Annotated in this window: 23 protein-coding genes; 3 read left to right on the top strand and 20 right to left on the bottom strand. The window is 54.0% G+C overall.

From position 1 onward, the window contains the following. Positions 1–44: 44 nt before the first annotated feature. The 3 genes from ACYVC2_RS19020 to ACYVC2_RS19010 form a co-directional block, all read right to left on the bottom strand. On the bottom strand, positions 45–662 hold the full coding sequence (locus ACYVC2_RS19020) for a C40 family peptidase (protein WP_461104615.1): 618 nt from the start codon (positions 660–662) through the stop codon (positions 45–47). 74 nt (positions 663–736) lie between these two features. Then, positions 737–2,878 carry a Tex family protein gene (locus ACYVC2_RS19015; protein WP_461104613.1) on the bottom strand — a complete coding sequence of 714 codons (2,142 nt, stop codon included), beginning with the start codon at positions 2,876–2,878 and terminating at the stop codon, positions 737–739. Between the two features lie 189 nt (positions 2,879–3,067). Next, a complete protein-coding gene (locus ACYVC2_RS19010) occupies positions 3,068–3,259 on the bottom strand; it encodes a cold-shock protein (RefSeq protein ID WP_018620078.1) in 192 nt (63 codons plus the stop codon). A gap of 299 nt (positions 3,260–3,558) precedes the next feature. Here ACYVC2_RS19010 and ACYVC2_RS19005 point away from each other — a divergent pair, with 299 nt between their 5' ends. Then, positions 3,559–4,350, top strand: coding sequence for a M23 family metallopeptidase (locus ACYVC2_RS19005; protein ID WP_461107186.1), 792 nt, complete (start codon positions 3,559–3,561; stop codon positions 4,348–4,350). A gap of 98 nt (positions 4,351–4,448) precedes the next feature. Here ACYVC2_RS19005 and ACYVC2_RS19000 read toward each other — a convergent pair whose 3' ends face one another. The 8 genes from ACYVC2_RS19000 to ACYVC2_RS18965 form a co-directional block, all read right to left on the bottom strand. Continuing rightward, entirely contained in the window at positions 4,449–4,658 is a 210-nt protein-coding gene (locus ACYVC2_RS19000) for a hypothetical protein (protein ID WP_461104611.1), read from the bottom strand. 80 nt (positions 4,659–4,738) lie between these two features. After that, positions 4,739–6,187, bottom strand: a complete 1,449-nt coding sequence (locus tag ACYVC2_RS18995) for a CCA tRNA nucleotidyltransferase (RefSeq protein ID WP_461104609.1) — start codon at positions 6,185–6,187, stop codon at positions 4,739–4,741. A 56-nt stretch (positions 6,188–6,243) separates the two neighbouring features. Further along, positions 6,244–6,786: an L-threonylcarbamoyladenylate synthase gene (locus ACYVC2_RS18990; RefSeq protein ID WP_461104607.1), complete on the bottom strand. Its 543-nt coding sequence runs from the start codon at positions 6,784–6,786 to the stop codon at positions 6,244–6,246. Positions 6,787–6,953: 167 nt separating this feature from the next. After that, a complete protein-coding gene (locus ACYVC2_RS18985) occupies positions 6,954–7,769 on the bottom strand; it encodes an ATP-binding cassette domain-containing protein (RefSeq protein WP_461104605.1) in 816 nt (271 codons plus the stop codon). Further along, positions 7,766–8,431, bottom strand: coding sequence for a molybdate ABC transporter permease subunit (modB, locus tag ACYVC2_RS18980; protein ID WP_461104603.1), 666 nt, complete (start codon positions 8,429–8,431; stop codon positions 7,766–7,768). The genes ACYVC2_RS18985 and modB overlap by 4 nt, the downstream gene beginning before the upstream one ends. 85 nt (positions 8,432–8,516) lie before the next feature. Next, positions 8,517–9,257, bottom strand: a complete 741-nt coding sequence (gene modA, locus ACYVC2_RS18975; protein WP_461104601.1) for a molybdate ABC transporter substrate-binding protein — start codon at positions 9,255–9,257, stop codon at positions 8,517–8,519. A 99-nt stretch (positions 9,258–9,356) separates the two neighbouring features. Then, entirely contained in the window at positions 9,357–9,869 is a 513-nt protein-coding gene (locus ACYVC2_RS18970; protein ID WP_461104599.1) for a molybdopterin-dependent oxidoreductase, read from the bottom strand. A gap of 168 nt (positions 9,870–10,037) precedes the next feature. Next, positions 10,038–10,358: a hypothetical protein gene (locus tag ACYVC2_RS18965; RefSeq protein ID WP_461104597.1), complete on the bottom strand. Its 321-nt coding sequence runs from the start codon at positions 10,356–10,358 to the stop codon at positions 10,038–10,040. A 408-nt stretch (positions 10,359–10,766) separates the two neighbouring features. On the opposite strand from ACYVC2_RS18965, the gene ACYVC2_RS18960 reads away from it, so the two are divergent. Then, a complete protein-coding gene (locus tag ACYVC2_RS18960; protein WP_461104595.1) occupies positions 10,767–11,036 on the top strand; it encodes an ArsR/SmtB family transcription factor in 270 nt (89 codons plus the stop codon). A 100-nt stretch (positions 11,037–11,136) separates the two neighbouring features. After that, on the top strand, positions 11,137–12,243 hold the full coding sequence (locus tag ACYVC2_RS18955) for an alkene reductase (RefSeq protein ID WP_461104593.1): 1,107 nt from the start codon (positions 11,137–11,139) through the stop codon (positions 12,241–12,243). Between the two features lie 53 nt (positions 12,244–12,296). Here ACYVC2_RS18955 and ACYVC2_RS18950 read toward each other — a convergent pair whose 3' ends face one another. From ACYVC2_RS18950 to ACYVC2_RS18910, 9 genes are all read right to left on the bottom strand, one after another. Then, positions 12,297–13,283: an amidohydrolase family protein gene (locus tag ACYVC2_RS18950; protein ID WP_461104591.1), complete on the bottom strand. Its 987-nt coding sequence runs from the start codon at positions 13,281–13,283 to the stop codon at positions 12,297–12,299. A gap of 138 nt (positions 13,284–13,421) precedes the next feature. Further along, on the bottom strand, positions 13,422–14,813 hold the full coding sequence (locus tag ACYVC2_RS18945; RefSeq protein ID WP_461104589.1) for a chloride channel protein: 1,392 nt from the start codon (positions 14,811–14,813) through the stop codon (positions 13,422–13,424). Positions 14,814–14,998: 185 nt separating this feature from the next. Continuing rightward, on the bottom strand, positions 14,999–16,561 hold the full coding sequence (locus tag ACYVC2_RS18940) for a glycoside hydrolase family 43 protein (RefSeq protein WP_461104587.1): 1,563 nt from the start codon (positions 16,559–16,561) through the stop codon (positions 14,999–15,001). After that, on the bottom strand, positions 16,561–17,844 hold the full coding sequence (locus ACYVC2_RS18935) for a glycoside hydrolase family 71/99-like protein (RefSeq protein WP_461104585.1): 1,284 nt from the start codon (positions 17,842–17,844) through the stop codon (positions 16,561–16,563). The genes ACYVC2_RS18940 and ACYVC2_RS18935 overlap by 1 nt, the downstream gene beginning before the upstream one ends. A 139-nt stretch (positions 17,845–17,983) precedes the next feature. Continuing rightward, positions 17,984–19,348 (bottom strand): enolase C-terminal domain-like protein, encoded by a 1,365-nt coding sequence (locus ACYVC2_RS18930; RefSeq protein ID WP_461104583.1) that lies wholly within the window; start codon positions 19,346–19,348, stop codon positions 17,984–17,986. 50 nt (positions 19,349–19,398) lie between these two features. Further along, positions 19,399–20,382, bottom strand: coding sequence for a hypothetical protein (locus ACYVC2_RS18925; RefSeq protein ID WP_461104581.1), 984 nt, complete (start codon positions 20,380–20,382; stop codon positions 19,399–19,401). A 189-nt stretch (positions 20,383–20,571) separates the two neighbouring features. Continuing rightward, positions 20,572–22,794: an outer membrane protein assembly factor BamB family protein gene (locus ACYVC2_RS18920; RefSeq protein WP_461104579.1), complete on the bottom strand. Its 2,223-nt coding sequence runs from the start codon at positions 22,792–22,794 to the stop codon at positions 20,572–20,574. A gap of 16 nt (positions 22,795–22,810) precedes the next feature. Further along, the gene (locus ACYVC2_RS18915) at positions 22,811–24,850 is read right to left on the bottom strand and encodes a hypothetical protein (RefSeq protein ID WP_461104577.1); all 2,040 of its coding nucleotides are present in this window, start codon (positions 24,848–24,850) and stop codon (positions 22,811–22,813) included. A gap of 297 nt (positions 24,851–25,147) precedes the next feature. Next, entirely contained in the window at positions 25,148–26,680 is a 1,533-nt protein-coding gene (locus ACYVC2_RS18910; protein ID WP_461104575.1) for a RagB/SusD family nutrient uptake outer membrane protein, read from the bottom strand. Between the last annotated feature and the right edge of the window lie 18 nt (positions 26,681–26,698).

Here is a 26,698-nt window from a genome sequence, read left to right as displayed (position 1 = left end):
GCTCTTTCTACGGCGCTTTGGCTGTCGATGGAATCGGTCAAGACTCAGAATGGGCGTAGGGCTTTCACGAAGCGGCCTTTGAAATAGTCGGAATAAAGATTGTCTTCGCGAACGCCCCGTGAGGAAGATGCGTGAATGAAGCGGATGTTCTGCTCACCATGCACTTCGGTTACGATGCCCGTGTGCGATACATACCCCGCCTGCCCTTTATCTGGCACGAAGAAAATTAAATCGCCGGGCAGAATTTCGGCTACCTCCACTTCACGGCCCACTTCCGACTGCTGCCAGGAAATCCGGGGCATTTTCAGACCAACGGTATTGAAAACGGCATACACCAGCCCCGAGCAGTCTATTCCATCGGTGGTGTTGCCTCCGGTCCGGTAAGGCGTTCCGGTATATGTACGGGCAATTTTCACCACTTCCGGCACGTAGCGGTTTTCGTAGGTGCGGGTATCCACCACTTTTTCCGTAGATTTCGCGGCACCCGCTGACCGGACAGCTCCTTTGGCCGAAGCTGGGCGACGGGCGACGGAATGGGCTGTCGGACGGCGGCTGACGGACGGGCCTGAAGAGCGGAGCGCGTCGCAGGCGGTCAACAAAGAAAGTAGAGAAACACTTAGCAGTAGCGAACGGGTGAGGTCCCAGGGCCAGCGATGTTGCATAAAGCTGAGGATAGGATTAGGACACCAAAGGATCAATACGACGGTGTTATCCGATTGATTAGTGGTGCAACCTATCAAATTTTCATAGATAACGCAATGCGTTTGCGAATCTTATCGACTTCCATCACTTTAACTTTTACTTTCTGGTACACTTTCACCACAGTTTTGGGGTCCGATACGAAGTGATTCGCCATCTGCGATACGTGCACCAGCCCGTCCTGCTTGACGCCAATGTCTACAAAAGCGCCAAAAGCCGTAATATTCGTGACCACCCCGGGCAGAACCATTCCTTCGTGCAGATCATCGACCGACCGAATGCGGGCGTCGTACTCGAATACCGATAGCTGCTCGCGTGGATCGCGGCCCGGCTTGGCGAGTTCGGCCAGAATGTCGCGGAGCGTCGGTAGCCCTACCTCGCCGGTTACGTAGCGTTCGGGACGGATTTGCTGACGAGCTTCGGGTTTGCGAATCAGGTCGGCCACGGTACTCTGCACATCGACGGCCATCTGCTGAACCACGGCATACCGCTCCGGATGTACCGCACTGTTGTCCAGCGGATTCTTAGCCCCTTCGATGCGTAGGAATCCGGCACATTGTTCAAATGCCTTGGGACCAAGCCGCGGAACTTTTTTGAGCTGATCGCGGGAGGTAAAGGCGCCATGTTCAGTACGGTAGGCCACAATATTGCCAGCCAGTTGTGGCCCCAACCCCGATATATAGCGCAGCAAGTAAGCGCTGGCCGTATTGAGCGACACGCCCACCTGATTGACGCAGCTTTCGACAACCTTGTCCAGACTCGACTTCAGATCGGCCTGGTCTACGTCGTGCTGGTACTGCCCTACCCCGATGGACTTCGGGTCGATTTTGACCAGTTCGGCCAGCGGGTCCATCAACCGGCGGCCGATGCTGACAGCTCCCCGCACGGTAACGTCCCGATCGGGGAATTCGTCGCGAGCCACTTCCGAAGCCGAATAAATCGATGCGCCCTGCTCACTGACCATAAACACCGGCCTGTTTAAGTTCAGGCTGTTGATAAACTCCTCGGTTTCGCGTCCGGCCGTGCCGTTACCAATCGCAATGGCGTCGATCTGATACTGGGCAACCAGCTTCTGAACAACCTGTGCTGCCTGTTGCCGCTGGTTATCGGACTGAGCCAGGTACAAGACTGTATCGGTGAGTAAATTTCCCTGTGCATCTAGGCATACGGTTTTACAGCCCGTTCGGTAGCCCGGATCGATCGCCATCACCCGTTGCTGCCCCAGGGGCGGGCTTAGCAGAAGCTGACGCAGGTTATCGGCAAAAATCTGGATGGCTTCGGTATCGGCTTTTTCTTTCGATTGATTGGCAAACTCAGTTTCGAGCGAGGGTTTGAGCAGGCGCTTGTAACTGTCGCGGATAGCCAGTGACACCTGTTCCTTACAGGCCGGCGTTCCGGCTCGCTCGGCTACGAACTGACGTTCGAGCCGTTCGATAGCCGCTTCTTCATCAGGGCCGACGCTCACCGATAGAAACCCTTCGGCTTCTCCCCGACGGATAGCCAGTAGCCGGTGCGAGGGAACACGCCGGAGCGGCTCGGCAAAATCAAAGTAATCTTTAAACTTCACGCCCTCGGTTTCTTTCCCTTTCCTGACTACCGAGCGGATAATCGCTTCCCGCTCGAACAGGTTACGCGTACGCTGGCGGGCCGCTGCATCTTCGCTTATCCGCTCAGCCAGGATATCCCGGGCTCCCTGCAAGGCCTCCGCTACCGTAGGTACAGCGTCGGACAGGTACCGCTGAGCGGCTCGTTCGACGGCCGATTCACGCTGGGCGATCAGTATGTTGGCCAGCGGTTCCAACCCCCGCTCGATGGCCAGGGTAGCGCGGGTTTTACGCTTCTGTTTATAAGGCAGGTAGAGATCTTCCAGTTCGGTCAGCGAATCGGTGGCTTCGATTTTCTGATGTAGTTCAGGCGTCAGTTTACCCTGCTCACCGATGGATTTCAGTATGGCCTCCCGGCGTTTGTCGAGGTCGATCAGTTTTTGGTACGTTTCTTTGATCTGGCCAATCTGCACTTCGTCGAGCGGCCCACGGTCGGTGGAGGCTGTCGCTTCTTTACGATACCGCGCAATAAACGGAACGGTCGCTCCGCCGTTAAGTAATTCGATGGTAGCAACTACCGATTTCGGATTCAGCGCCAGCCGGGTCGCCACACGCTGTTCAATAGAAGGGGTCATTACGGTTATAGCGTCATTCTTAGTCATTGATCGTCGTTCATTATCACTACTTGCATTAGTAAATGACGATCAATGACTAAGAATGACAATAAGTTTTGGATTGCAAAAATGGCCTTACGAACCGACAGGGCAAAAAAAAACATGCCAGCTGGCATGTTTTTTACAACGGGTGTCTCGTATATCTTACAATTAAGCTATTTCGACGTTCACGGCGTTTAAGCCTTTCTTGCCACGCTCGACATTGAATTTTACTTTGTCGTTTTCGCGGATTTGATCGATGAGGCCAGAAGCGTGCACAAAAATGTCTTCGCCACCTTCATCGGGTTTAATGAAGCCAAACCCTTTGGTTTCATTAAAGAATTTTACAGTTCCTGTTTGCATTGTTTGGTTTAAATTTGGGCGAAGAACGACACAATAAAATTGATTTCCAAATTGTATTGGCATTTTTTGCCCTTAAATCAATATTTTTTTACTTTTTCCTTAACCTCGGTCCTATCGTTCATTTATAGACACCAAAACCGATCCAGCATGTGGCCATTCTCTGCTACTTTCCAGAAGTGGTCCGGTAGCCATAGACCCGTCGCTTCAATTCGTCGATGGCTACGAACATCCCGCTCCTTTGCGTACTTTTGGCGGTTCATTGACGATATTAAGTAGTGAAGATCGACGTAACTTCATTCATGCGGGTAGCGGGAATTGTTGGGGCATTGGTAATTGGTGGGCTGAATGTGGCTTCGTCGCAAGTCGTTGTCAGTACCGACAGCGTTCCTTCGCTGTATAGCTATTGCCAGCGGTTTCAGACCCTCTATACCCAGATTCGTGTACAAAGCATAACGCCCGATTCGGCTCGTAAACAATTCAGCTCCATCATGAATGGCCTGCATGAGCGGTTCCGAAGCGCCGAAAGCTACCCGCAGGATTCACTCCTGAGCGATAGCCTCTGCCGAACAGGTCAGTATTTTACGTTTCCCCTGCGCGGCTACACCAGCAGTGCCATCGGCGGCACCCACGGCGAAGGATACCGGGGTAATGGCTTCGATCTGTTCGATTATAACGTTCGCGGCAGTCATCCCGCTCAGGACATTTTCATCCGCGATCGCAACCAGGATTACCTCGACGATCGTACGGGTCAGCCCGTCGACATACTGGCGATGAGTTCAGGACTGGTAATCGGCATCGAAACGGCCTGGAAACCCGGCTCCGAATACCGGGGTGGCAACTGGATCTGGGTCTACGATCCGATCTTCCACGGCCTGTTTTATTACGCCCACAACAGTCAGGTGAACGTAACGCCGGGCCAGTGGGTACAGACAGGGCAAAAACTGGCTGAGATGGGCCGTTCGGGCTACAATGCCTACAAAACCCGCTCACCTACACATCTGCACCTGATGTACCTGCAAATTCAGCCCGACGGCTTACCCGTCCCCATCAATCCGTATACCTGGCTGTTGTCGGCAAAAACTTCGCAGTGAGCAATGAATAATGGACAATGTATGATGAATAATGCCGACCGCAGGCCATAGCCCTGAAAGCCATTATTCATCATACATTGTCCATTATTCATTGCTCATCACGACTCCCGCACCAGGTTCACTCCCGTTACCAGGAAGATCATACCGACGATGAAGGGAGCGGCCGATTCGCCCTTGGATATGTGCATACCCAGTACTGCCTTCCCGTCGGACAGAAAGGCGATGAGCGCAAAGAGTACGACCACTACGCCCAGGATGGTGAGCGATGCGCCAAAAAAGCGCCGAAAATTGGTATTGTTATTGTCCATATGATGAATTAATGGATAATGTATAATGAAAAATGGTTAATGACTATTCCAGACGCGGATTATTCATTAACCATTTTTCATTATACATTTCTGTTTACTTGTAACCCCCGCTTGCGGCCTTCTTCGAGCAAAAACGGATAAGCGGCATCGAGTGAGTTGGGTACGATACCGTCCAGAATCGCTTCCCGCAGAACGGTTTTGAGTTCACCCACTTCTTTCGACGGCGATAGTCCAAACGTTTCCATGATCAACTCCCCCGTAATGACGGGCTGAAAATTACGCAGTTTATCGCGTTCTTCCAGATCGATCAGTTTCCGTTCGACGCGGTCGAAATTACGTAGGTGCTTTTGTACCCGTTCGTAGTTCTTCGAGGTAATATCCGCACGGCAAAGCGCCATCAATCCTTCCAGATCGTCGCCTGCGTCCACCAGCAGCCGCCGTATGGCCGAATCGGTAATCTGTTCTTTGGTCAACGCAATGGGGCGCAGATGAAGCCGAACCAGGTTCTGTACAAACCGCATGTGTTCGTTCAGGGGCAGCTTCATGGTCCGAAAAATACCCGGTACCCAGCGGGCTCCCAAGTCTTCATGCCCGTGAAACGTCCAGCCAGCTTTCGGATCGAAGCGTTTTGTAGCTGGTTTGGCAATATCGTGCAACAAAGCCGCCCAACGTAGCCAGAGTTCGTTTCCGGGCGCTATTTTGTCTTTCTGCGTCCGGTTGGCAATGTTGTCGAGAACCTGGAGCGTGTGGTAAAAATTATCTTTGTGCCCTTTTCCCTCGATGGTCTCAACGCCCTTCAGCGCGATCAGTTCGGGGAAAATCCGCTCCAGCAAACCCGCGTGATACAGCAGCTTAAAGCCGTATGACGGCGTGGCGGACAGGATGATTTTATTCAGTTCATCGGTAACGCGTTCGCGCGAGACAATCGTGATCCGTTCGTTCATGCGCACAATGGCATCGAACGTATCGGGCTCAATATCGAAGCTCAGCTGGGAGGCAAACCGGATCGCCCGCATCATGCGCAGCGGATCATCGGAGAAGGTAATGTCCGGATCGAGCGGTGTCCGGATAATTTTCCGTTTGATGTCTTTCAATCCGTCGAAGGGATCGAGCAGCTCCCCAAAATCCGTAGCGTTGAGGCTGATACCCATGGCGTTGATCGTAAAATCCCGCCGGTTCTGATCATCTTCGAGGGTTCCATCTTCAACAATCGGTTTGCGCGAATCGCTCCGGTACGATTCCCTGCGCGCTCCGACGAACTCGACCTCCCACTCCGGCTGGCCAGTGCGCAGCATGGCGGTTCCAAAATTTGGAAACACTGCCACGTTGGTTCCTAACGAATTCCCCACCGCGTTGGCCAGCGCAATACCGCTGCCAATGCAAACCACATCAATATCGTTCGACGGGCGATTCATCACCAAATCCCGAACGAACCCGCCGATTACGTAAGCCCGCACGCCAAGCAAACTGGCCTCGTGGGCAATGGTATTGAAAATAGGGTTCTTCTGTAATGTATCGCTAAAATTCATGAAAACAAGTTGTCAGTCGATAGTTATCAGTGACTAGCTACTGACAACCATCGACTTTATTTTCTGATAAAACTGACTTCCCCATTGCTGCGCAACTGCATGATCCGGGGGCGTTTCGGCATACCGGGTAGTGTACCGAAGCGACTACTGACAAGGGATTCGGCCACCGGCGGCACCACCAATGACTCGAATGGAATAGTCAGAAGGCCACGCCCGAAACTACCGATCAACCGCTGGATATCCTCCGTCAACGACCGCCGAACGGCCACGGTTCCAGCTTCCGACTCAGTCGATGGCCAGAGCACCATCGACAGGTTTTTTCCCTGATCGTACACGACCGTGAGTGGGTTTTCAGCAAACTCTACCAGGTCGTAAGCGACCTCGGGCAGTTTGACTACGTACAGGCCAAGCTGATTAGCGTTCTGGATCAGTACCGTCGGTTGCAGCCCAGCGGGCATGCTCGCAACAGCCGTCAACAGCTGCGTTACAGCCGCATCGTTCACCGGGTCAGCGGCCAGCGACCAACCAGTTTCATCAGCCAGAGCAATGAGTTGTCCCTGCCGAAGTTGATAAGCGATATCGCGGATGGATGGAGTCATCAGACAAATAAATCGCAAAAATACGGCGAACTGAGCAAAAACCGTTCAGCTGACCGATTCGCAGCTACAGAACAAGTTTTTTGACAGGATTAACAGCCGGGCCGACGCTCCGGATGGACAGGATTATTTACAGTCATAAAATCCTGTCCATCCTGTCGAAAAGAAGGTTAACCAACCTGAATTAGATCGCCGACGCGAACCTGCCCCCAGGCTGGATTGGCCGAGCGAATCTGTGAGCTGGCGGATTCGATCAGCCATTCCTGGGCAGCTTCATCAAACTGAATCCGTTCGACCCGCTCCCGGATTGGCTCCGCTGTCGAGAAGCCAGTATTTACCTGATGATCCTTCTGAATACGACCCTGCACCAGGTGAATAACCCGGTCGGCTAACGTCTGCACATCGGCGTCGTGGTGGCTGACCAGCAACGTCGTCGTTCCCCAGGCGCGATGCAGGCTGAGCAACACCTGTCGCAGTTGTCTGGCGGCAATGGCATCGAGAGCTGCAAAGGGTTCATCCAGCAACAGCAACTGCGGCCGACGCACCAGCGCACGGGCCAACGCCACCCGCTGCCGCTGACCACCCGAGAGTACTGTCGGCTTTTTATCGACAAACGCATTCAGACCCGTTGCGTCGATCAGTTCATCGATCAGCGGCCCCTGACCGGCAGGAGCCGCGTAGGCAATATTTGCCCGAACGCTCATGTTGGGAAACAAGGCCGTATCCTGAAAAATATAGCCGATGGATCGCTGCTGGGGCACCCGATTAATTCCTTGCCGGGTGTCCAGCCAAATCTGTTCGCCGACGCCAATGTGCCCTTGCGGAGGTGTTTCCAAACCGGCCAGTAAACGCAGCAGGGTAGTTTTTCCGGAACCCGACGGGCCGACGATGGCCGTCAGGCTCCCCGGTTGTAGAGACAGATCCACCTGTAGCTCCCCGGCTCCTTCGGCAAACAGCCGGGGCATGGAAACAGCCACCTGAATCATATCGTCACCCGTTTATTCACCGCGTAGACCAGCAGCAGAATAGCGAACGACACCCCCAGTAATAAGGCGGCATAGGCATGGGCCGTTTCGAAATGCAGCAGTTCGACCTCGTCGTAGATGGCAATAGACGCCACGCGCGTCTGACCGGGCAGGTTTCCACCGATCATCAGCACCAGCCCGAACTCACCGATGGTATGCGCGAAGGACAGCACAATCCCCGTCAGCAGTGCCGGTTTGCAGTTGGGCAGCAGCACCCGCCACAGGGTACGGACAGGCGATTGCCCGAGCGTGTAAGAGGCTTCCCGCCAGGAAACCGGCAGATTTTCCAGCCCCGCCTGAATCGGGTGCACCATAAACGGGAGGCTATACAGCAGCGATGCCACCACTAGCCCTTCGAACGAAAAGACCAGTTGCAGGTCGAGGGTTCGAATGAGCCAGGCTCCCAGCCCACTCGTCGGACTGAACGCCAATAATAAATAAAAGCCGACTACCGAAGGCGGCAACACCAGTGGCAAACTGATCAGCGCTTCGACAACGGGCTTCAGCCGAAACCGGCTCAGCGCCAGCCAACCCGCCATCGGTATGCCGATCAGCAGCAACAGGAGGGTCGTGATGCCTGCCAGGCGCAACGTCAGCCAGATAGGTTCCCAGTCGATGGGCATAAAGACAATGAATAATGTGGAATGAATAATGGATAATGTAAAATGAATAATGACCGTACCACATTATTCATTTTACATTATCCATTTACTTATGTTCCTGATAGCCGAACTGCTGCAAAATACGGCGGGCGACCGGACTACGCAAAAAGAGAACAAACTGCTCGGCGGCTTTGCGCTGATTGCTCCGTTTCAGCACCACCACTCCCTGAGCAATGGGTTTGTAGCCTGTCGTGGGCAACTCGATCCAGTGGCCGCGCGCTTTCAGGCTGGAATCCAACACTACCGACTTAGCCGTGAAACCGACCTCGGCAGCTCCCGACAGGATGTACTGATTCACCTGAGCGATGCTTTCGCCGTAAACAACCTTGGGCTGCACTTTCTTCAGCAACTGCTTCTGTTTCAGGGCCGATACAGCCGCTTCGCCATAGGGAGCCGTAGCCGGATTGGCGATGGCTATATGCCGAACAGCCGGATTGACCAGCATCTTCAGATCTGCAACGAGGGGCATATCACCTGCGGTCCACAACACCAGTGTGCCATACGCGTACACAACCGGGGCGGCTGTCGTCAGACCCTGCTGATGCAAGGTTTGCGGATAGGTCATGTCGGCCGACAGAAATACATCGTAGGGGGCTCCCTGCTGAATCTGGGTCGTCAGTTTGCCGGACGAATTGACGATAGTCTCGACCGTGAGCCCTGTTTTCTGCTGGAACGCTACCCGAAGTTTTTCCATCACGAACTGCGCATTGGCAGCTACCGCCACCCGGAGCGGCTGGGCGCTTACTCCCGCAGACAGGAGCAACAAGACCAGTAGTATCTTTTTCATAGGCGTTGTGAAGTAGCCGGTCCAGTTGGTTGATGGCCCTGCCAGGGTAACTGTAGATAATAATGTCGGAACCGAATACTCAACCCGTTCATCTCCAGTCTATTTAGCAGACCGAATCTCGATCGATTTAACCTCCCGAATCCAGCGGGCGGGCTTTTTCTCTCCTGGGACAATCACCCGATACGGTCCTACACCGGCGGCCAACGGTGCGCCATCGACGCTATCGGCCAGCAAAACGGTTCGTGTAGCAAATTCGGGATCGAGTTCGGGGAGAGCAAACACTACTTCGTACCCATCGGTGGCTTTCACAACTGCAAATTTAGCCAGGTTTTTACCCCGCAGTTCGCCACCAACCGTGGCTCCGGCCTGCCTGAGCAACTCGATCAGCGGAACCCCCGAATAGCGGTGTTCTTTGCCGTCGCGATCTTTGTCCGTTACTTCCGTATGGGGCATTGCTTTCAGATCGGCCGCCTGAAGCGTCAGTGGTTTGGTTACCTCGCCAGAAACGGTCAGTGCAGTTTGCCCGTAACTTGCTCCAGCCAACAGACAACATGTAAGTAACAGGCCAGCCATGCGTTGACCAGCGCCAGATATCAGGTTATGTAGGTTCATTGTAAATCTGTCGGAGTTATGACCAGCCCCAGCGCGGTTATGCCCATCGCATCAACCGAAAACGCCGATGCAAGCCGACAATTTATGTGAACGCTCCCGGCGGCCGTTATAGTTGAGCAAATATAACGTTTTCGCCGACTAAACCCGGCCTTATCTGCACCAGGCTGGCTAATATCCTTCGTCTGTTACCAGATAATAGTTTTCAGTTCGCGTCTGCTGGTCCTGGGTCTGAATGGTGATGGTCAGCCATTCGACGTGGGTATAATCGTTGAAAGGTGCGCTGTGCGTATCGACCACCTGCTGGTCCTGGGTGGCAACCCGCTCGTTGATAAACGCCAGTGCTTCTTCCTCCGACGAAAAGCTGCCCAGCAACTCGCCTAAATCAAGCGTCGGTTCCTGTTCGGGCAGTTCGCCAACCGTATTGGAGATGGGCAATTCGGGATGTTCAGGCTGAGTAGCCTCAGGAATGGCATACAATTCAATCGTCATTCAGGTCGTGATTTATGTGATGGGATGAGCTACCGGCAACCAGTTATGATCACCTCCGTAGTATCAACTCATTTACAAACTGAGTGTTGAAAATTTCTCCTCAAAAGCCTGGTGGTAAGTGAGTTGTTATATTGTAAAGTTTCGTCTTGTAGAACATGGCTCCGGTATTCACATTCCCGGTATGACCCCGTCGGGGTCACATAAGGAGTCTTAGTCTGTTCGCCGGTGCGGCAGGACAAACCACGCGGTATTTCACTGACTCTAACCATAAATACCCAGCTGCTTATTTCCTCCTCTCGGACCCAAACGAGACTTGATTAAACGGCGGCACCATCCTGACCAAAATGTTGTTAATTTGTACTTGCCCGATAAGTACTAGTTACTGGCTGAACATCACAACAATTACCTATGGACAATAAATTCGTTGAGAAAGCGACGGGGGCCATTGCCGACAAAGCGCGGCTGTCTATTCTGCTCGAACTTAAAAAGAAAGAAACCCTGACCAATGCCGAGGTGATCGAGCTGGTCGGTCTGTCTCAACCTTGTGTTTCTCACCATATTAAGCTCCTTATCGACTCCGGCCTGGTGAATTCCACGAAGGAAGGCCGCAACGTACAGCTACACCTGAACAAAGATGCCATCCAGCAATTGACGGACTTTCTAACCGGACTGACCTAATTTTTTTATTAAATCCATCCAAACTTTTAAATATATAAATGCGTTAGTCAGGAGAATTTACCCAGGCGAAAGCCTACCAACTCATTAAATTCTCAAGCGCATGAGCCAGAGATTATTTTCCCCCGCCACTCTCGGCAACTTAACCCTGACGAACCACATCGTCATGGCTCCCATGACCCGCAGCCGTGCCATCGGCAATGTGCCCAACGAGCTGATCGCACAGTATTATGCCCAACGTGCCTCGGCCGGGCTGATCATCACTGAGGGAACATCCCCCTCACCCAATGGATTAGGCTACGCCCGCATTCCGGGAATTTTCAGCGACCAGCAAGTCGAAGCCTGGAAAGACGTGACGGAAGCGGTTCACCAAAAAGGCGGTAAGATTTTTGTGCAACTCATGCACACGGGCCGGATTGCCCATGCGGCCAACCTTCCGGAGGGAGCTCAGATTCTGGCACCCTCGTCCGTAGCCGCAGCAGGCGATATGTGGACAGATTCAGAAGGTCTGGTTCCGAACGCGACACCCGAACAAATGACTACGGCCGACGTTCGGGCCGCTATCGCTGAATTTGTTCAGGCCGCCCGGAACGCGGTAAAGGCCGGGTTCGATGGCATCGAACTCCACGGAGCGAATGGCTACCTGATCGAGCAGTTTTTGAGTGATCGGAGCAATCAACGGACCGACGAATACGGTGGTTCGGTTGAAAACCGGGCTCGCTTCTTACTGGAAATCGTTGGGCAGGCGATTGAAGCCATCGGCGCTGATAAGGTGGGCGTGCGGCTGTCGCCGTTCGGGGCCGCGGGCGATTTGCTGCCTCATGCCGAAGATACCCACGACCTGTATGTGTACCTGGCCGAACAACTGAATCAACTGGGAGCGGTTTACGTGCACCTGGTCGATCACTCGGGCCTGGGCGCTCCGGCGGTTCCGGCCGAAACGGTAGCCGCTATCCGCGAAGGTTACAAAGGCACCCTGATTCTGTGTGGCAGTTACGATGTCGAGCGGGGCGAAGCCGATCTGGCCAGCGGTCAGGCCGACCTGATTGCCTTTGGTCGTCCCTTCATTGCCAACCCCGATCTGGTCGAGCGGATGGCTACCGGAGCGGAGTTAGCCCTGCCCGACCCAGCCACGTTCTACGCGCCCGGTCCGAACGGCTTTGCGCAAGGATTTACCGACTACCCAACGCTGGCCGAAGTGCTCGTGTAAACTATACTTTTGCAACTGCCCTTCAGCTAATGGAAGGGCAGTTGCAAAAATCATCACTTGAACTTATTGGCATCCAGCCGGAAAAAGCGGACAGCATTGTTGAACAGAATGTCGCGTTTCTGATCGAAGGACAGATAATCGGCGTTTTCGATCACGCTAATGGATGTTTCGAACAGCTTGGGCCAGATCATAAAATCCGTTCCGTACAGAATACGTTTGCCGAAGCCTGCCTGCACCAGCCGCTTGATATACGCGTGAATTTCGGCCTGCGGATAACTCCAGATAAAACCAGCCAGGTCCACGTACACGTAGGCATTGGCCCCCATTAGTGCAATCATCTCATCCGCCATTGGATAGCCCGCGTGCATCACCCATACTTTCAGCTTCGGGTGGCGCGCCAGCAGATCTTCCAGCAGAAACGGCCGTCCCAGCGAAGCCCGGTATTTGGCCTGCGTGATGTTGGCCATTCCGTTACCGCCCGTTCCCATGTGAATACCCACGGGAATATTCAGTTTTTCGGCTACGGCAAAATAAGGGTCCAGGCTCATGTCGCTGGGCGAAAGTCCCCGGTACTGAGGGGCTACCTCTCCCATTACCTGATAAAAACCAGAAGACAGCGAATCGCTGAAGGCTTTTACGCTCATTTCATCCGGCGAACTCACGCCAATACCCGGAATTACCCGGTCCGGAGCGGCCTTTTTCCATTGCCGCAACATTTGCGGATCGCCGAAGGCCACAATGGTCATGTTGAGCCGTTGCATGGTTTCCAGCACGGCAGCCTGCATTTCCTGATCGGATTTGGCGGGTTTCAGCGGATCGACGCACTCGGTGTTGAGGAACGCCCGCATCTGCTGATTCGGATCACCACCGGGCATATCCCGTAAAAACCACGGACACATCTCAAGCGAGAAACTGGGATTGACCTTCATGGCGTGCACGTGGACGTCAATGATCGGCAGGGGTCGGCGCGGTACAGTCGTCTGCGCGACGGAAATGCCTGCCACCATCAGGCAGGCCACAAAAAGGGGAAAAATTCTCATAGGTCAACTGGGTATAAATTTGATTGGGTAAGGTACGGCAACCACTGGTGTCGCCGGTTAAAAATGACTTAATTTACCCGTTTCCAAAACACCGGCTCCGGTAGTATTTACTTTTCCACTCAAATTTTCTTTTCCTGCTTACCCTGCTGCCTGTTCCGGACGGTTCGGTGGCGATTGGGCGATGGCTTCACGCATAAAGCCGGCTTTCAGGTGCTCATAGAATGAAACCGGATCGACGAGCGACGCGGCCCCCTGCGCCATCAGACCACCCAGCAGGAGCTGAAAAATAGCCGAATGCCGATCCGTCATTTCCAGCACCAGAATGGCGGCCGTGAACGGCGAGCGAACAACGCCCGTCAGAAAGCTGACCATACTGACCAGAATAACTAGGTTCGTATCACTCGGCGCTACACGAGCCAGCCGGGAGAGCGCATCGCCCAGAATAGCCCCGGCGCTCAGCGATGTTGCAAAAACACCACCTGCAGCTCCACTGCTGTAACTAAGTGCCATACCCGCAAACCGAACCGGAAAAAGATACCAGGGCGTCTGATGATCGTTTTGAAAGAGAAGTCGATTGATGATGGGCTTACCGGTTCCAATAGCATCGACCCCCAGGCCATAAGCCAAGCCAGCCATGAGCAACCCACAGAAAATTACCCATCCTGCCTGTTCGGGTAAGGTATGGAACCGCCGACGGTAGGCATTGAGCCACAACAAAGCGCGGGCAAAGAAAGCACCCGCTAACCCACAGATCATGGCCGCAAAGACAACGATTCCCAGAAACCAGCCCGTCGAGGCCGTCACTTTTGGAAATCCCAGGTACAAATAAGGTCCCTGGATGGCCTGCGCCGTCATGCCCGCAATGATAACCGCCGTGAAAACGGCCGTCCTGAAACGGGTGATGTGAGTCTGCGTCAGTTCTTCAACTACAAACACAATACCACCCAACGGTGTGTTGAAAGCGGCCGCCAGCCCGGCCGCTCCACCCGTCACGAGTGCAATTTGTCGCGACAATTGCGGCCAGCCCGCCGGTTGTAGCCGGTTGATGACCCGAAAAATAGCGGCCGAAATCTGAATGGTCGGACCCTCCCGGCCAATAACACCTCCTCCGATGAGAAGCACCACGCTGCTTAGCAATTTGACAGCCGCAACCCGCAGACTGAGCAGGTAGGCGGTATGAGCATGCGTAGTCGGTTCAGACAACTCAATGCTGGCCATCACCTGCGGAATACCACTCCCCCGGGCGGCCGGAGCCAGCTTAACAACTAATAGCCAGGCCAGTACGAAGCAAGCCGGAGTCAGGAGAAAAAATAAAGACGGAGTTGTATGGAGCCATCGAAAGCTGGTTTGCTCAGCCCACACGAATAGCTCTTCGTAGCCAACGGCTACAAGTCCGGTCACCAGCGAAGCGATCCAGAAGGGTAAACTTTGTAAAATTATCCGGCGGACCCGCTCGGTGTAAAGTCGTTTGATCAGATGCTGATCAAGCCAGGCCAGCACCTGCGCGTATCGGGAAGGTCGATCGGCCATTTGTCAGAGATGAGAACAAGGCTATTTCTTAACTAAACGGCTGTAGCCGAAATCTGATTGACAGGCAGGTTAATTCTAAGCAAATTTTAAGTTTCCTGACAATCTGTAGTAGCGAAGCGCTGGCTTCGGGTGTAACGAAAAAGCTGCCAATATGCACCCGAAGCCAGCGCTTCGCTACCACGGAGCTAGTCGTATTTCAGTTGAATCGACTGAATACGGCCTGTGCCAGCTCCAGACACGCTGAAGCCCATGCGCGGAGCCCGGTCCCAGCGGGGCAGGTAGGAACCGTCGAGTATGGTTTCGGTCAGATGCTGCCATTTACCCCCATCCGTCTGCCAGCCGAACTCATAGAACTGTCCGGCATGGCTCCGCAGTTGCAGACTGACCGAAGCGGGATTATCAGGAATAGGCTGGGTTTTCAGTTCCGTATGCGTTCCGTCTTTCACCTGCCACAACACCAGCGTACCGTTCCGAACCCCCAGACCCAGCGCGTTGCTGGCATCGCCATACAGGCATATACTTTGCAGCACATCGGCCTGCGGAATCACTTTCGCTGCCAGGGTGTACGTCCCTTTTTTGATCACCAGTCCCAGAAAACTGCCCGTCGGCGTAGTACTATTACTGGTTAAACGCAACTGGTCATCCGCGACTGAATACGCCGGCTTGGGTAGGCTCACATCCCAAAACCAGGGAACGGAAGCGGTCGTTTTGCTAAAGTCGGCCGTTAGGTCCAGTTCGGTTTTCTGATCGGTTTTCAGGGGCGATTCGGCCTGCGCGGGTGTGGCGAGACCATAGCGAAAGGCGGGCCACTGGATCTTATCGTCCCATACCAGTTCGCTCAAGACGCCCTGCCGGCCCGTGTAGGTAAAATCGACGGCGTTGTAGGCATGATGCAGGTAGTAGTAGCGGTTGTCGGGCGTGGTGACGACGGTTCCGTGGCCTGGGCATTTCCAGTTATCGTCACTGATCAGCACCGGGTTCCCGGCGTATTTCTCCCACGGTCCCTGGAGTTTCTCGGCGCGGGCCAGTCCAACCTGATAATTGCAGCGAGGGCCGCAGCAGGCATTTCCCGAATAAGTCATGTAATAATACCGACCCCGCTTAAAGATGGCTTGCCCCTCGGCCCCACCCGATTCCCAGGTGTTCCGGTCAGCTTTTATCAGCGTAAACGCTTTGCCGGTCACTTTTAACCCATCCGGAGCCAGTTCGGCACCCAGAATCTCGATGTCTTTTCCTTTGTCGAGCCCGTAGGCTTTCCAGGTAATGTACAGTTTTCCACCGTCTTCAATCACGAACGCATCGATGGCTTCGGACGTCCATTCGATCAGCAACCCCTGGTCGGTAAAGCCTTTGCGAAGGTCGCGGGTCATGGCTACGCCGATATACGACCGTTTGTCGGATTTCCGGCGGGCGGTGTAATACACATAAAAAGTGCCGTTTCGGTAAAAAAGCTCGGGTGCCCAGAAACTGCCCATCGTCCAGTCAGGCAGCGTTGCAAACACCGGCCCTACGTACGACCAGTTGACCAGGTCTTTCGAGGTGTAGATCGGGTAAGCCGGACCCCACTCCGACGACGTACCAACCGCGTAATACGTGTCGCCCACGCGAATCACCGACGGGTCGGCAAAATCGCCCGGAATAACCGGATTGTGGTAAGTGATGGTGGTACCTGATGGCCTGGGAACCTGCGCCAGACAGCCCGTAGCCATCGAAACGAAAAACAGGCAGGCAAGGAATCGTTGGATCATTAATTGGACCGGGAAGGCTTTTGGGAACGGTATCCCGCCAGGCCATGAAACCAGTTGGCGGCCTGACCGGTAAGCCAAAGGTAATAATCCGAATCCAGATTGGCCTCGATGCCCACGAATTTGCCGTCGCCGTTTACCGGCAAGTCACCCTCCTTTTTGGTTTTGAAAATAGCGGTTCCCTCGTCGACTTCGTCAAACATGGCGACATACAGACTCTGCGCGCCCGCCTGCCGGGCACCCACCACCTGCTGCCAGAGGAAATTGCCATTCTGACGCGGAATCTGGTTGTAGACCGTTGGACTGTTTTTCAGATTTCCCCAGCTAAAACCCGGAAACACCAGCGGCACGTAGTCGACGTTAGCCGCCTGGCACCAGGCGATGTCACCCTTCAGAGTTTTGGTTGCGACCGACTTATAGGTGGTTGGATTGTAGCGCCCGACCGCCCAGGGCATGATGATATCGGCACTTTTGATCACGGCAGGCAGCAGGTCGGACCGCTCGGTATCCTTCGTCATCGTTCGCCAGTAATAGGGTACGCCCAGCAGAATGGAGGTTTTTCGGGTTGGCCCTTTGAGGGTATCGACCAGACGCTGAATATCGCTGATGGTGTAGTTCCGGTTGTCGTTGAACCCCACGCCCCAGATGGCCAGTAGCGGTCGTCCGTTGTGGCGCAGGTAAGTCGGATTTTCCTGATTGTCGAACAACGCGAACAGTTGCTGCAGCTCGTTCCAATCGCTGACGAGCAAATCCAGGTCGGCCGCCGTCGAGCCGCTGAGGTCGTACATAATGCAGAGCGCCCGACCGTATTTTTTCGAGGCTTTCAGGGCGTTCATCAGCACTTTATTGAAATGCCGCTTACCTTTCTCCGACTTGACTTCGACCAGAAACCGCTGCATGAACACGCCGTCGATCCCGTAGTCCTTCATCCACTTGAAGTGCAGATCGACGCTGGTCTCGTCGTAAGGGCTGTAGACGTAGGCGGCTTCGCCCGTCGGGTATTCAAAAGCCGTTTTGTAAGTCGTTGGGTATTCCTGGGTATCCGGCCAGAAATCGATGGACGCATACCCAGGCTCGAACTTCCCGCGTTTCTCATAATGGTGCCAGCCGCGGTCGGCCGAATCGCCCTGCGCCGTAAACCAGCCCTGATAGCCGGCCATCACCAGACCGCGGTACTGGGTGTACAAACAACCCGTTTCGTCGTAGTGCACCTCGGCCGACTGGCTTTTCCCGGTCAACGCGAGCATAATGAGCAGAACGAAGCTCAGGTAAGAACGTACTTTCATGACGTTGAAAACAAAAAACAATGTCGAGGGCGTCTCTTTGTCATCCCGACGCAGGAGGGATCTTGAGGTAAATCAGTCCTCAAGATCCCTCCTGCGTCGGGATGACAAAAAATAGCCTGAACAGTTTAAATTCGGCATCTTACGGCTTCAGAATCGTACCGTCGCTTTTGCGAACGGTCCACCGGGATTTGGTACCGATCGGGTATTTGGCGGCTTCTTTCTCGTTGATGTCGATGCCCAGACCGGGCGACTCGCTGACGTGGTAATACCCGTTTTTAATGGTCGGGCAGCCCGGAAACACCTCTTTCACTTTGTCACTGAACATCTGCGACTCCTGAATGCCAAAGTTCCAAACGGCAATGTCAATGCTATTGTTGGCTGCGTGCCCTACCGGTGAGGTGTCGCCCGGTCCGTGCCAGGCCGTCCTGACGTTGAACCATTCGCCCAGCCGCGCTACTTTCATGGCCGGGGTAATCCCACCGATCTGCGAAATGTGGATGCGAATGAAATCGAACAGATGATTCGCCATCGGCTCCTTGAATTCGTTAGTGTTGTTGAACAGTTCGCCCATCGCAATTGGCACCGACGTTACCTGGCGGAGCTGCTTGAACCAGCTCATGTTTTCGGGCGAAAACGGGTCTTCGATGAAGAACGGACGGTATTCTTCCAGCCCCCTGATCATGTTGATGGCGTCGATGGGCTCGGTCAGTTCGTGCATGTCGTGCAGCAGTTGCACGTCTTCGCCACAGCGTTTGCGTACCACATCGAACATCTTCGGAACGCGCTTGAGGTACGTCCGCTGATCGGAGAAATCGTCCGTCTCCTTACCGAAGCCAGCCACTTTGAAGTCGGGTTTCAGGTAGGCCATGGCGCCCACACCCCCGTAGCCGCCCTGCTGAATCCGGACATGGCGGAAACCCATCTCCATAAACTGCTGCACCCGGTCGGCAATGGCTTCGGGTGTGGGTCCGCTGGCGTGGGTGTACGTATCGACGGCAAACCGCGCCTTTCCACCCAGCAGTTGATAAACCGGCATATTGGCCCGTTTGCCTTTAATGTCCCATAGCGCCTGATCGAGTCCCGAGAGGGCGTTATTGAGGGCAGGTCCATTGCGCCAGTAGGAGCTGACGTAGGCCGACTGCCACATGTCTTCGATGTTGTCGACGTCTTTGCCGACGCAAAATTCGTTCAGGTAGGTATTGATGGCCGGTACTACAACCAGAGCGCGTTGCGTAAACGTCGCACAACCCAGCCCATACAAGCCCGGCTCAGAGGTTTCCACTTTCACGATCACCAGGTTCGAGCCGCCCGGTGCGGTTGTAATGGCCCGTACGCTCTTAATGGTCACAGGAGCTGCACCTTTGGCATAGGCAGGCGCGACGTAATTTTCGGCCCGGGCTTTTGGGCTGTCGAACAAGCCGAAAATTCCGGCGGTCGACCCTAATCCCAGCATTTTTAACGCATTCCGACGACTGGCTTCTGACTGTAGTTCTGGCTTTTTCATACAGGGTTTATTCAATTCATTTATGATAAAAGTTATTCCGCCTGATTGGCTTACTTGCTCCTGTCTTTGGTGTAGTACTGATAGGTAAGCTGCCAGCTGACCGTTTTTCCGGGCTCGATTTTGAGATTGAGGTAGGGTTCCGGGCAAACCGTGGTAGACGACGACCAGAATACCAGCCGGTCGATGGCCCGGTCGCTGGTTACGTTCACGCCCGCCCCCGTTTTCGTGTTTTCAACCGTCAGTTTGTAGGCGACGGGTTTGCCGGCCGTCAGGTCGGGAAAATACGCCTGCTCCCGCTTCTGCAGATCGCGCAGGTAGACCAGCTGATTGGCCTGAAGTTTGACGATCTCCCCTACCCCTTTGCCTCCTTCGGCCGACAGATCATCGGTAGGCAGCGTAACGGCATAACCCGGCCCGGTGGGCTGCTGATCGATCACGAAAAAATTATGGTCGTAAACCGTCGTTTCGAGGGTTCGATCGCCCGTGTTTTTCAGGCTGTGGGTAATGATCAGTTCGGGCTTTCCTTTGGCTAGTTTCAGGGCCTTCTGGTAGTCGTAACCATAATGCTGATCCGTGAGCGTATGCCGGAACTGCGCCTGATCGGCTTTCGTTTTTACGGTCCACTTACCCGCGTCGGCAATGGTATAGAGCCGGAACGAGTTATACACTTTTGCGTCCGTTTTGGTCAGTCTACCAACACCGATCTTGACAAAGCTCTCCCCCGGCTGGGCTTCGGCATACCCCAACGGCCCAAACTCCTCGACGGGCCCGATGATGGCGTCGTGGGTAGTCGGGTTGTAGGTATCAAACCATTGGCCGTGGTAGCTATGCCCGTTGTAATCGAGGCTGGCCACCACCCCCGACCAGTCGAAGCGGGTACCCCGATAATAGCCGTTTACGCCATCTGGCAGGTAAAGCTGTGCCCGGACCAGCCCGTTGGTAATCTCCGCCTGCGGTACGTCCAGACTGGGTTTCAAGCCCATACTCACACCGGCAATGAGGCCGACAAGGAGGCAGTTGATGAGTCGTTTCATGCTGAAACTGTTTAGGGTAATGAATGAGTTTGTCATTCCGACCGGTCCGCCGGTGCGGCAGGAGGAATCTTAAGGATTGCTTTACCTCAAGATTCCTCCTGCCGCACCGGCGGACCGGTCGGAATGACAAACTCAGCGTACGACCAGCAATTGAGTATATATTCCAGTTAACATCCGAAACAGCTCCATTTATTTCAACGCAAAGGCGATGTAGTTTCCGCCAATTTTCTGCCCTCTTCCTCCACCGGCCGCAATGACCACGTACTGTTTGCCGGCCACTTCGTAGCTGATCGGGGTGGCAAAACCGCCCGCGGGTAGTTGGTACTCCCAGACGACCTTACCGGTTTTCTTATCGAACGCGCGGATCTTCTCGTCTTTCGTACCGGCAATGAACACCAGGCCACCCGCTGTGGCCAGTGGCCCACCGTAGCTGTCGGTTCCGGTAATGGGAATGCCTTTTTTGGTCAGCTCCGGGTACTCGCCCAGTGGCACGCGCCAGAGGTAGTTGCCGGTATTCAGGTCGATGGCGTTCAACGTACCCCAGGGTGGCTTAATGCCGGGGTAGCCGTTCTGGTCCGTAAACCGCTGCCAGACTTTACCCACGTAAGCAGGTACGTACGGGAAGCCATCTTTGCCCGTTTGCGCTGCCGGGGCCGGTTTTGTGCTGGCCACGTTCGCCGGGCCGGTTTCGGTATTCAGCAGAAAGGCGACAATCGCGTCGCGTTCCTTTTCCGACAGTTGCTGGAACGACGGCATGCGGCCACTGCCCGTCTTCAGAATGGCTTTAATCTCCTCCGCCGACCGCTTTTTGCCGATGTTCACCAGCGCTGGCAGTTCGGGGCCACTTCCTTTCCGGTCCAGCCCATGGCAGGCCGAGCAGTTGGCGACATACAGGGCATTGCCGGCCGTTAGGGGCTTGTTCTGCGAGTTGATACCGGCCCGTTCGGTCATGACCAGCTCCCAGGGCTCCTCATTGACATTCTGATACAGAATTCCCTCGGGGTCGATGGCGTTGCCGCCCCATTCTGCACCCCCGCTGTAGCCGAAGAGCAGCGTGCCATTGGTACTTGGCGGAGCAAACTTATTGGTTGTGCGGAGCTTCAGAAAGCGATCTTTTATGTACGCGTGTGCTTCGGGCGAAAGGTCGGTAATGTCGGCCTCGGTATACACCTGGCGACTCAGCGGCTGGGGTTTGAGCGGGTATCGCTGCGTCGGCCACGGATGTTCGCCGGGCAATCCGTTTACCGGCACCTTGCGTTCTTCCACCGGGAACAACGAGGTTCCTTTGTCGCGATCGAGCACGTATACCAGACCGTCTTTGGTTGCCTGCACGACGGCGTCGACCGGTTTTCCATGATGCATTACAGTCGTCAGATTCGGCGGGCTGGGATGGTCACGGTCCCACAGGTCGTGGTGAATGGTCTGGTAATACCACTTCATCTTGCCGGTTTCGGCATCCAGCGCCATGATGCAGTTGGCAAACAGATTCTGCCCTTTGCGGTCACCGCCGTAGAAATCCGAAGCGGGCGAACCGGTCCCGAAATACACCACGCCCCGCTTGTCGTCGAGTGACATGCCGCTCCAGTTATTCGTCGCGCCAATTTTCTTATACGCATCGGGTGGCCAGGTGTCGTAGCCGAACTCGCCGGGCTGCGGAATCGTGTGAAACACCCATTTGAGCTTGCCCGTAATCACGTCGAACGCCCGCACGTGACCCGGAGCCGCGTCGCCCGACTCCGACACGCTCGACCCGATGATGAACGTGTTGCGGTACACGATACCGGGCGAGGTCGCGTTGACCGACAGCTTGCTCACGTCGTGGTCCAGGTTCGTTTGCAGCCCCTGGTGCAGGTCCGTCTTTCCATCGGTGCCGAAGCTGGGAATGCCCTGACCCGTCTGCGCGTTGACCGCATAGAGGCTGGACCCAACTGTATAAAGTATCCGTTTGTCCTCGCCATTTTCCCAGTACACCACGCCCCGGTTCGAGTTCAGCCGGTCATTTTTCGATGGTTCGAATTTCCAGAGCTGCTCGCCCGTACCCGCTTTCAGGGCAAAGAGCTTCAGCTCGGGAGTGGTACCATACAGCACCCCGTTCACCACAATCGGCTGGCACTGAATGGCCCGGTCTCTCCGGCGACCCGGATTCGCCGGGTCGGGCTGTTCCGAAGCATCGTACATCCAGGCAACCTGTAAATTTTTTACATTCTGAAGGTTAATCTGGGTCAAGGGCGAATACCGGTTACCGGCTTTGTTTCCGCCATAGTTGGGCCAGTCGCGCCCCGCCTGCTGAGGGACATCGCGTTCCTGCATGCCGTAGAACAGCGCGCTTCCGAGCAATAGTCCCACGACCATAATTTGGCCAGGTGCACCAGCGCAGGCGGCTTTATCGACCCATTTTCTGCTTGTATTCATTGGTCCGTAAGTCTCTTTAGTTTATCCGCGACAGCAGAGCCCGTGCGTCTTTGTTACCAGCATCGATCGTTATTATTTTTTTCAGGTAAGCAGCCGCAACCTCTTTGTTATCCATCCGGTAATACGCCTGCGCAATCTGGGCCAGAACCGGTACGTTCGTCGGGTCGTGGGCCAGGGTTTTCTTCAGGTCGATGACCTGTTCGGCATACGCTTTCACCGGACTCAGCCCGAACTGCGAGCTGTTGTGCTGAATGGCGTAATCCAGATACGGCATGGCTTCCGAAGGCCGGTCGAGCTGTAGGTAAAGCACAAACAGATACCGTGCTTTCTCAAAGGTAGGAGCCAACGCAAAGGCTTTTTTAAAGTAAAAAATAGCGTCTTCTGTATCCTTCGTTTCGCCACTAAGCATGGCCGTTTTTTCGGAATACCGCGCATCAGTCGGGTATTCCAGCACCAGTGCTTCTACGGTCTTTCTGGCTTTTTCCGGCTCGTGGTGGTTCAGGTAAAAATCATACAATTGGCCCGTGGCATCCGGCCACGGAAGCTGCTGAAAGGTCAGGGCATACGCTATCTTTTCTTCTTCGGAAGTAACCGCAAATGTATCGGCCTGCATGACCGTACTAAACGGCCAGTTCCGCTTCAGATTGGCCACTTTATACTGGCCCGCCAGCGAGTCGATCTTCGTCAGGGGCATCCGCTGCACCAGTTGAGCAAAACTGATTTCGCTACTTTTGTCAACAGCCACAATTTTTTGGTGTTTCAGGGCTTCATAGAAGGCATCGGACAACAGCGCGTAACCGCTCAGATTTGGGTGAACGTGCTCTAGAATCAGCTCGTCGCCAATGATATTGTGCACTGAACTGGCTTCAAAAATGGCTTTTGTATCAACCAGAAATGTACCCTTATATTTTTGACAAAGCTGCTTCAGGATTTCATTTAATGATTCAGGGGCACGAAACCGCAAACCATCCAAATCGCGTGCTTTCGAGAAGTAGGTTTTCGCCTGCCCATAATCGCCTAACAAATAGGCTGTTTTGCCTAAATAATACGTACAAAGTGCGTGACGGTTAAAGGCTTGATCGGCCAGTTTAAAATACCGGTAAGCTTCCGAAAATTTCTTATCCGAAAACGCCTTTATGCCCAACGTATAATTCGTTTTGAACGCAGGAAATTTCAGGGAATCGACCGAAAAACTCACAAAGGGTGGTAGGTCTTTTTCGTTGCTGACCAGATTACTGATAAAAACCGGAATGTTATGTTCAGACAATGTAGCCAGCGTCTGGTCCATATTCGAATGAAACTGTTCGACACCGCGCTGGTATAAGTCAGACCCATACGGAATCTGCTGATCGGCCACCATCAATTTCATGCGCGTCCCACCCGAACGTTGTGCTTTCGGCGTTACAGCCGTCTGAATACCTTCATAAATATTCGTCATCAACTGAACCATGCGAAACTGACGCAGATACAGCAGTAGGTTCACCAGGTTCGGACTACCTCCGATCGTTTCCGTCGAGCCGACGCCCAGCGCACCGTAGTATTCGTTATGACCCGTATAGATCAGCACCACATCCGGCTCGTAATCAATCAGTTCTTTAGCAAATCCACGGGTTGTATACGAATTGACGGCTGTAAGTGCGAGGTTGACGATTTCAAAATTCCGGTCTGGAAAGGTGTGCATTAACCGGTACTGAAGCCAGCGGTGAAACGAGCCGTTATGAAAATAAGGATATCCGATGGTAGTGGACTCGCCCAGTACAAAAATGCGCAGGGTAGCCGGGTCTTTTTTCTTTTTGAATACTTCGACATTCCCGGTTGTCGCAATACGCTGGTTCGTAAAATATTTTTTCGACGCATCCGGATTTAAAATAAGATAGTTTTTATCTTCTGGGTAGTCGATAAATAACCGGGTGTCATACCCATACTGGAATAGCCGAAGCAGTATTTCAACAAAACAAAGCAACAGAACGGAAAACAGAACACCGATTAGTTTAAAGACGACAATCCGACCCGGCGATGGCTTCGTTGGCGGATTATATTCTTTTGTCGTATTCATGTTTCGAAAAAAGAGAATTCTTAAAAAGGATAAAGGTGGTAATTTGTCATTCCGACGAAGGAGAAATCTTAAGAATCAGGATAACCCAAGATTTCTCCTTCGTCGGAATGACAAAAATCGACTGTGGCTATTTTGTTAAATCCAGGCAGGCCCTTGAAAATTAGTCAAGGCATGTCATTTACTAAAAAGCATAGCAGAAACTCTACTATGCTTTCTGATTTAACCTACATATGAGAGCCTTATATCCTCGCGAACGCATAAATGCATTCGCGAGATTTTTTCAAAAATTCTTCCGGTTTAATAGCCGTCATTCTGCTTCCAGTCCGGATTTCGGGCCATTTCGTTGACAGGGATCGGTGCCAGGTATTTCTGACTCACGTTGACATTCGCCGGTATCGGGTTTTCCAGCGGACTTCGGCTCGCGATGATCTTCGGCAGCAGTTGCAACCGAACAATATCGAACCAGCGCACCCCGAATTCACCCGCAAACTCGTAAGCCCGTTCGTACACCACCGAATCGCGGAAAGCCGTTGCCGACAGACCAGGCGTCAGATCGGGCAGGCCAGCGCGTTTCCGTACCTGATTGATGGCGCTATAACTAGCGGCCGTTGGTCCGCCCGCAGCCATGGCCGAGGCTTCGGCATAGGCCAGCAGAACAAGCGGGTACCGGATAATGTCGTATACTTTGTTGGTGCTGGGATTGATGGCGTTGATGGTCGTTTCTGTTTCCGACACTCCATCGCCGTTCAGACCCGCCCGGAATTTCTTGTAATACGGGTGCCCGGCATGGGTTTCCGGCGAATCCCACGGCACCAGCTTAAAGGTTTTGCCGTCGGGCTGGCGCAGTTTCAGGGTCGTGTAGAACGTCGCATCGGTGCGGCTGCACTTGGGCGCATTTTTGTAGAAATTGATTTCCGGGTAGTAATCATCCCAGCCGCTGGAGCCGTTCACGGCGATTTCATCGAGCGGTACCGACGACGACCCTGCGCTGCGAAGCGGCAGGCCGCCACTCACGTTGTACTGTAGGCCAAAAATCGACTCGGACGTGTTGTTAGTGCTGAACACCGTAGCATAGGCCGTGTTCAGGTTGTACTGCCCCGCCTGCATAACCGCGCTGGCTTCGTCGGCCGCCAGTTTGTAATTGCTGTCCTGGTTGAGCGGCCAGCCCGTCATGGTCAGATACACATCCGCCAGCAGCGCCCGGGCCGCCATCTGGTTGGCCCTGCCCGGCTGCCCCGGAAACGACGTGGGCAGCATTTCTTTGGCTTTTTGCAAATCGCTGATGATCGCTGCGTATACCTTGTCGACTGGGTCGCGGGGTGGGCGGTCGTTCACGTCGATCTGGGTCAGGATGATCGGCACGGGTCCGAAGGTTCTGACCAGGTAATAATAGCCCAGCGCCCGCAGAAAATACGCCTGACCAGCCGCCTGGTTCTTCAGGACGTCGGTCGAGCTAACCTTGCTGTAGTTGGCAATTACGTTGTTGGCCTGGTAAATTCCCTGCCAGGGCCCCTGCCACTGCGCCACCAGGCTGTTGTTGCCGCTGCTGCCGCTAAGCCGGTCGAAGAGCCGGAAATCTTCTTTGTTCAACCCCGGATCGGTGGTAAAATCGTCGGAGCCGAAATACGAAGTGCTTCGGGTGGTGAATCCCCAGGCTCCGTCGCGAGCAAACTGGATGTAAATAGCCGACACGGATGCGTCCAGGTCGGACTGGGTTTTGAAGTAGGTTCCCGGCGTCAGGCTGCCCTTCGGATCTTCGACCAGGCTTTGGCAGCCACTGATCGAAAACAAGGCCAGGAATAGGACTAGAAGTGAATATCGGGTGTTCATGATGCTGTATCTGACTAA

The organism is Spirosoma koreense, assembly GCF_054777875.1.
Note: the sequence above shows the minus strand (reverse complement) of the source record. Positions and strands in the feature narration are given on the sequence as shown.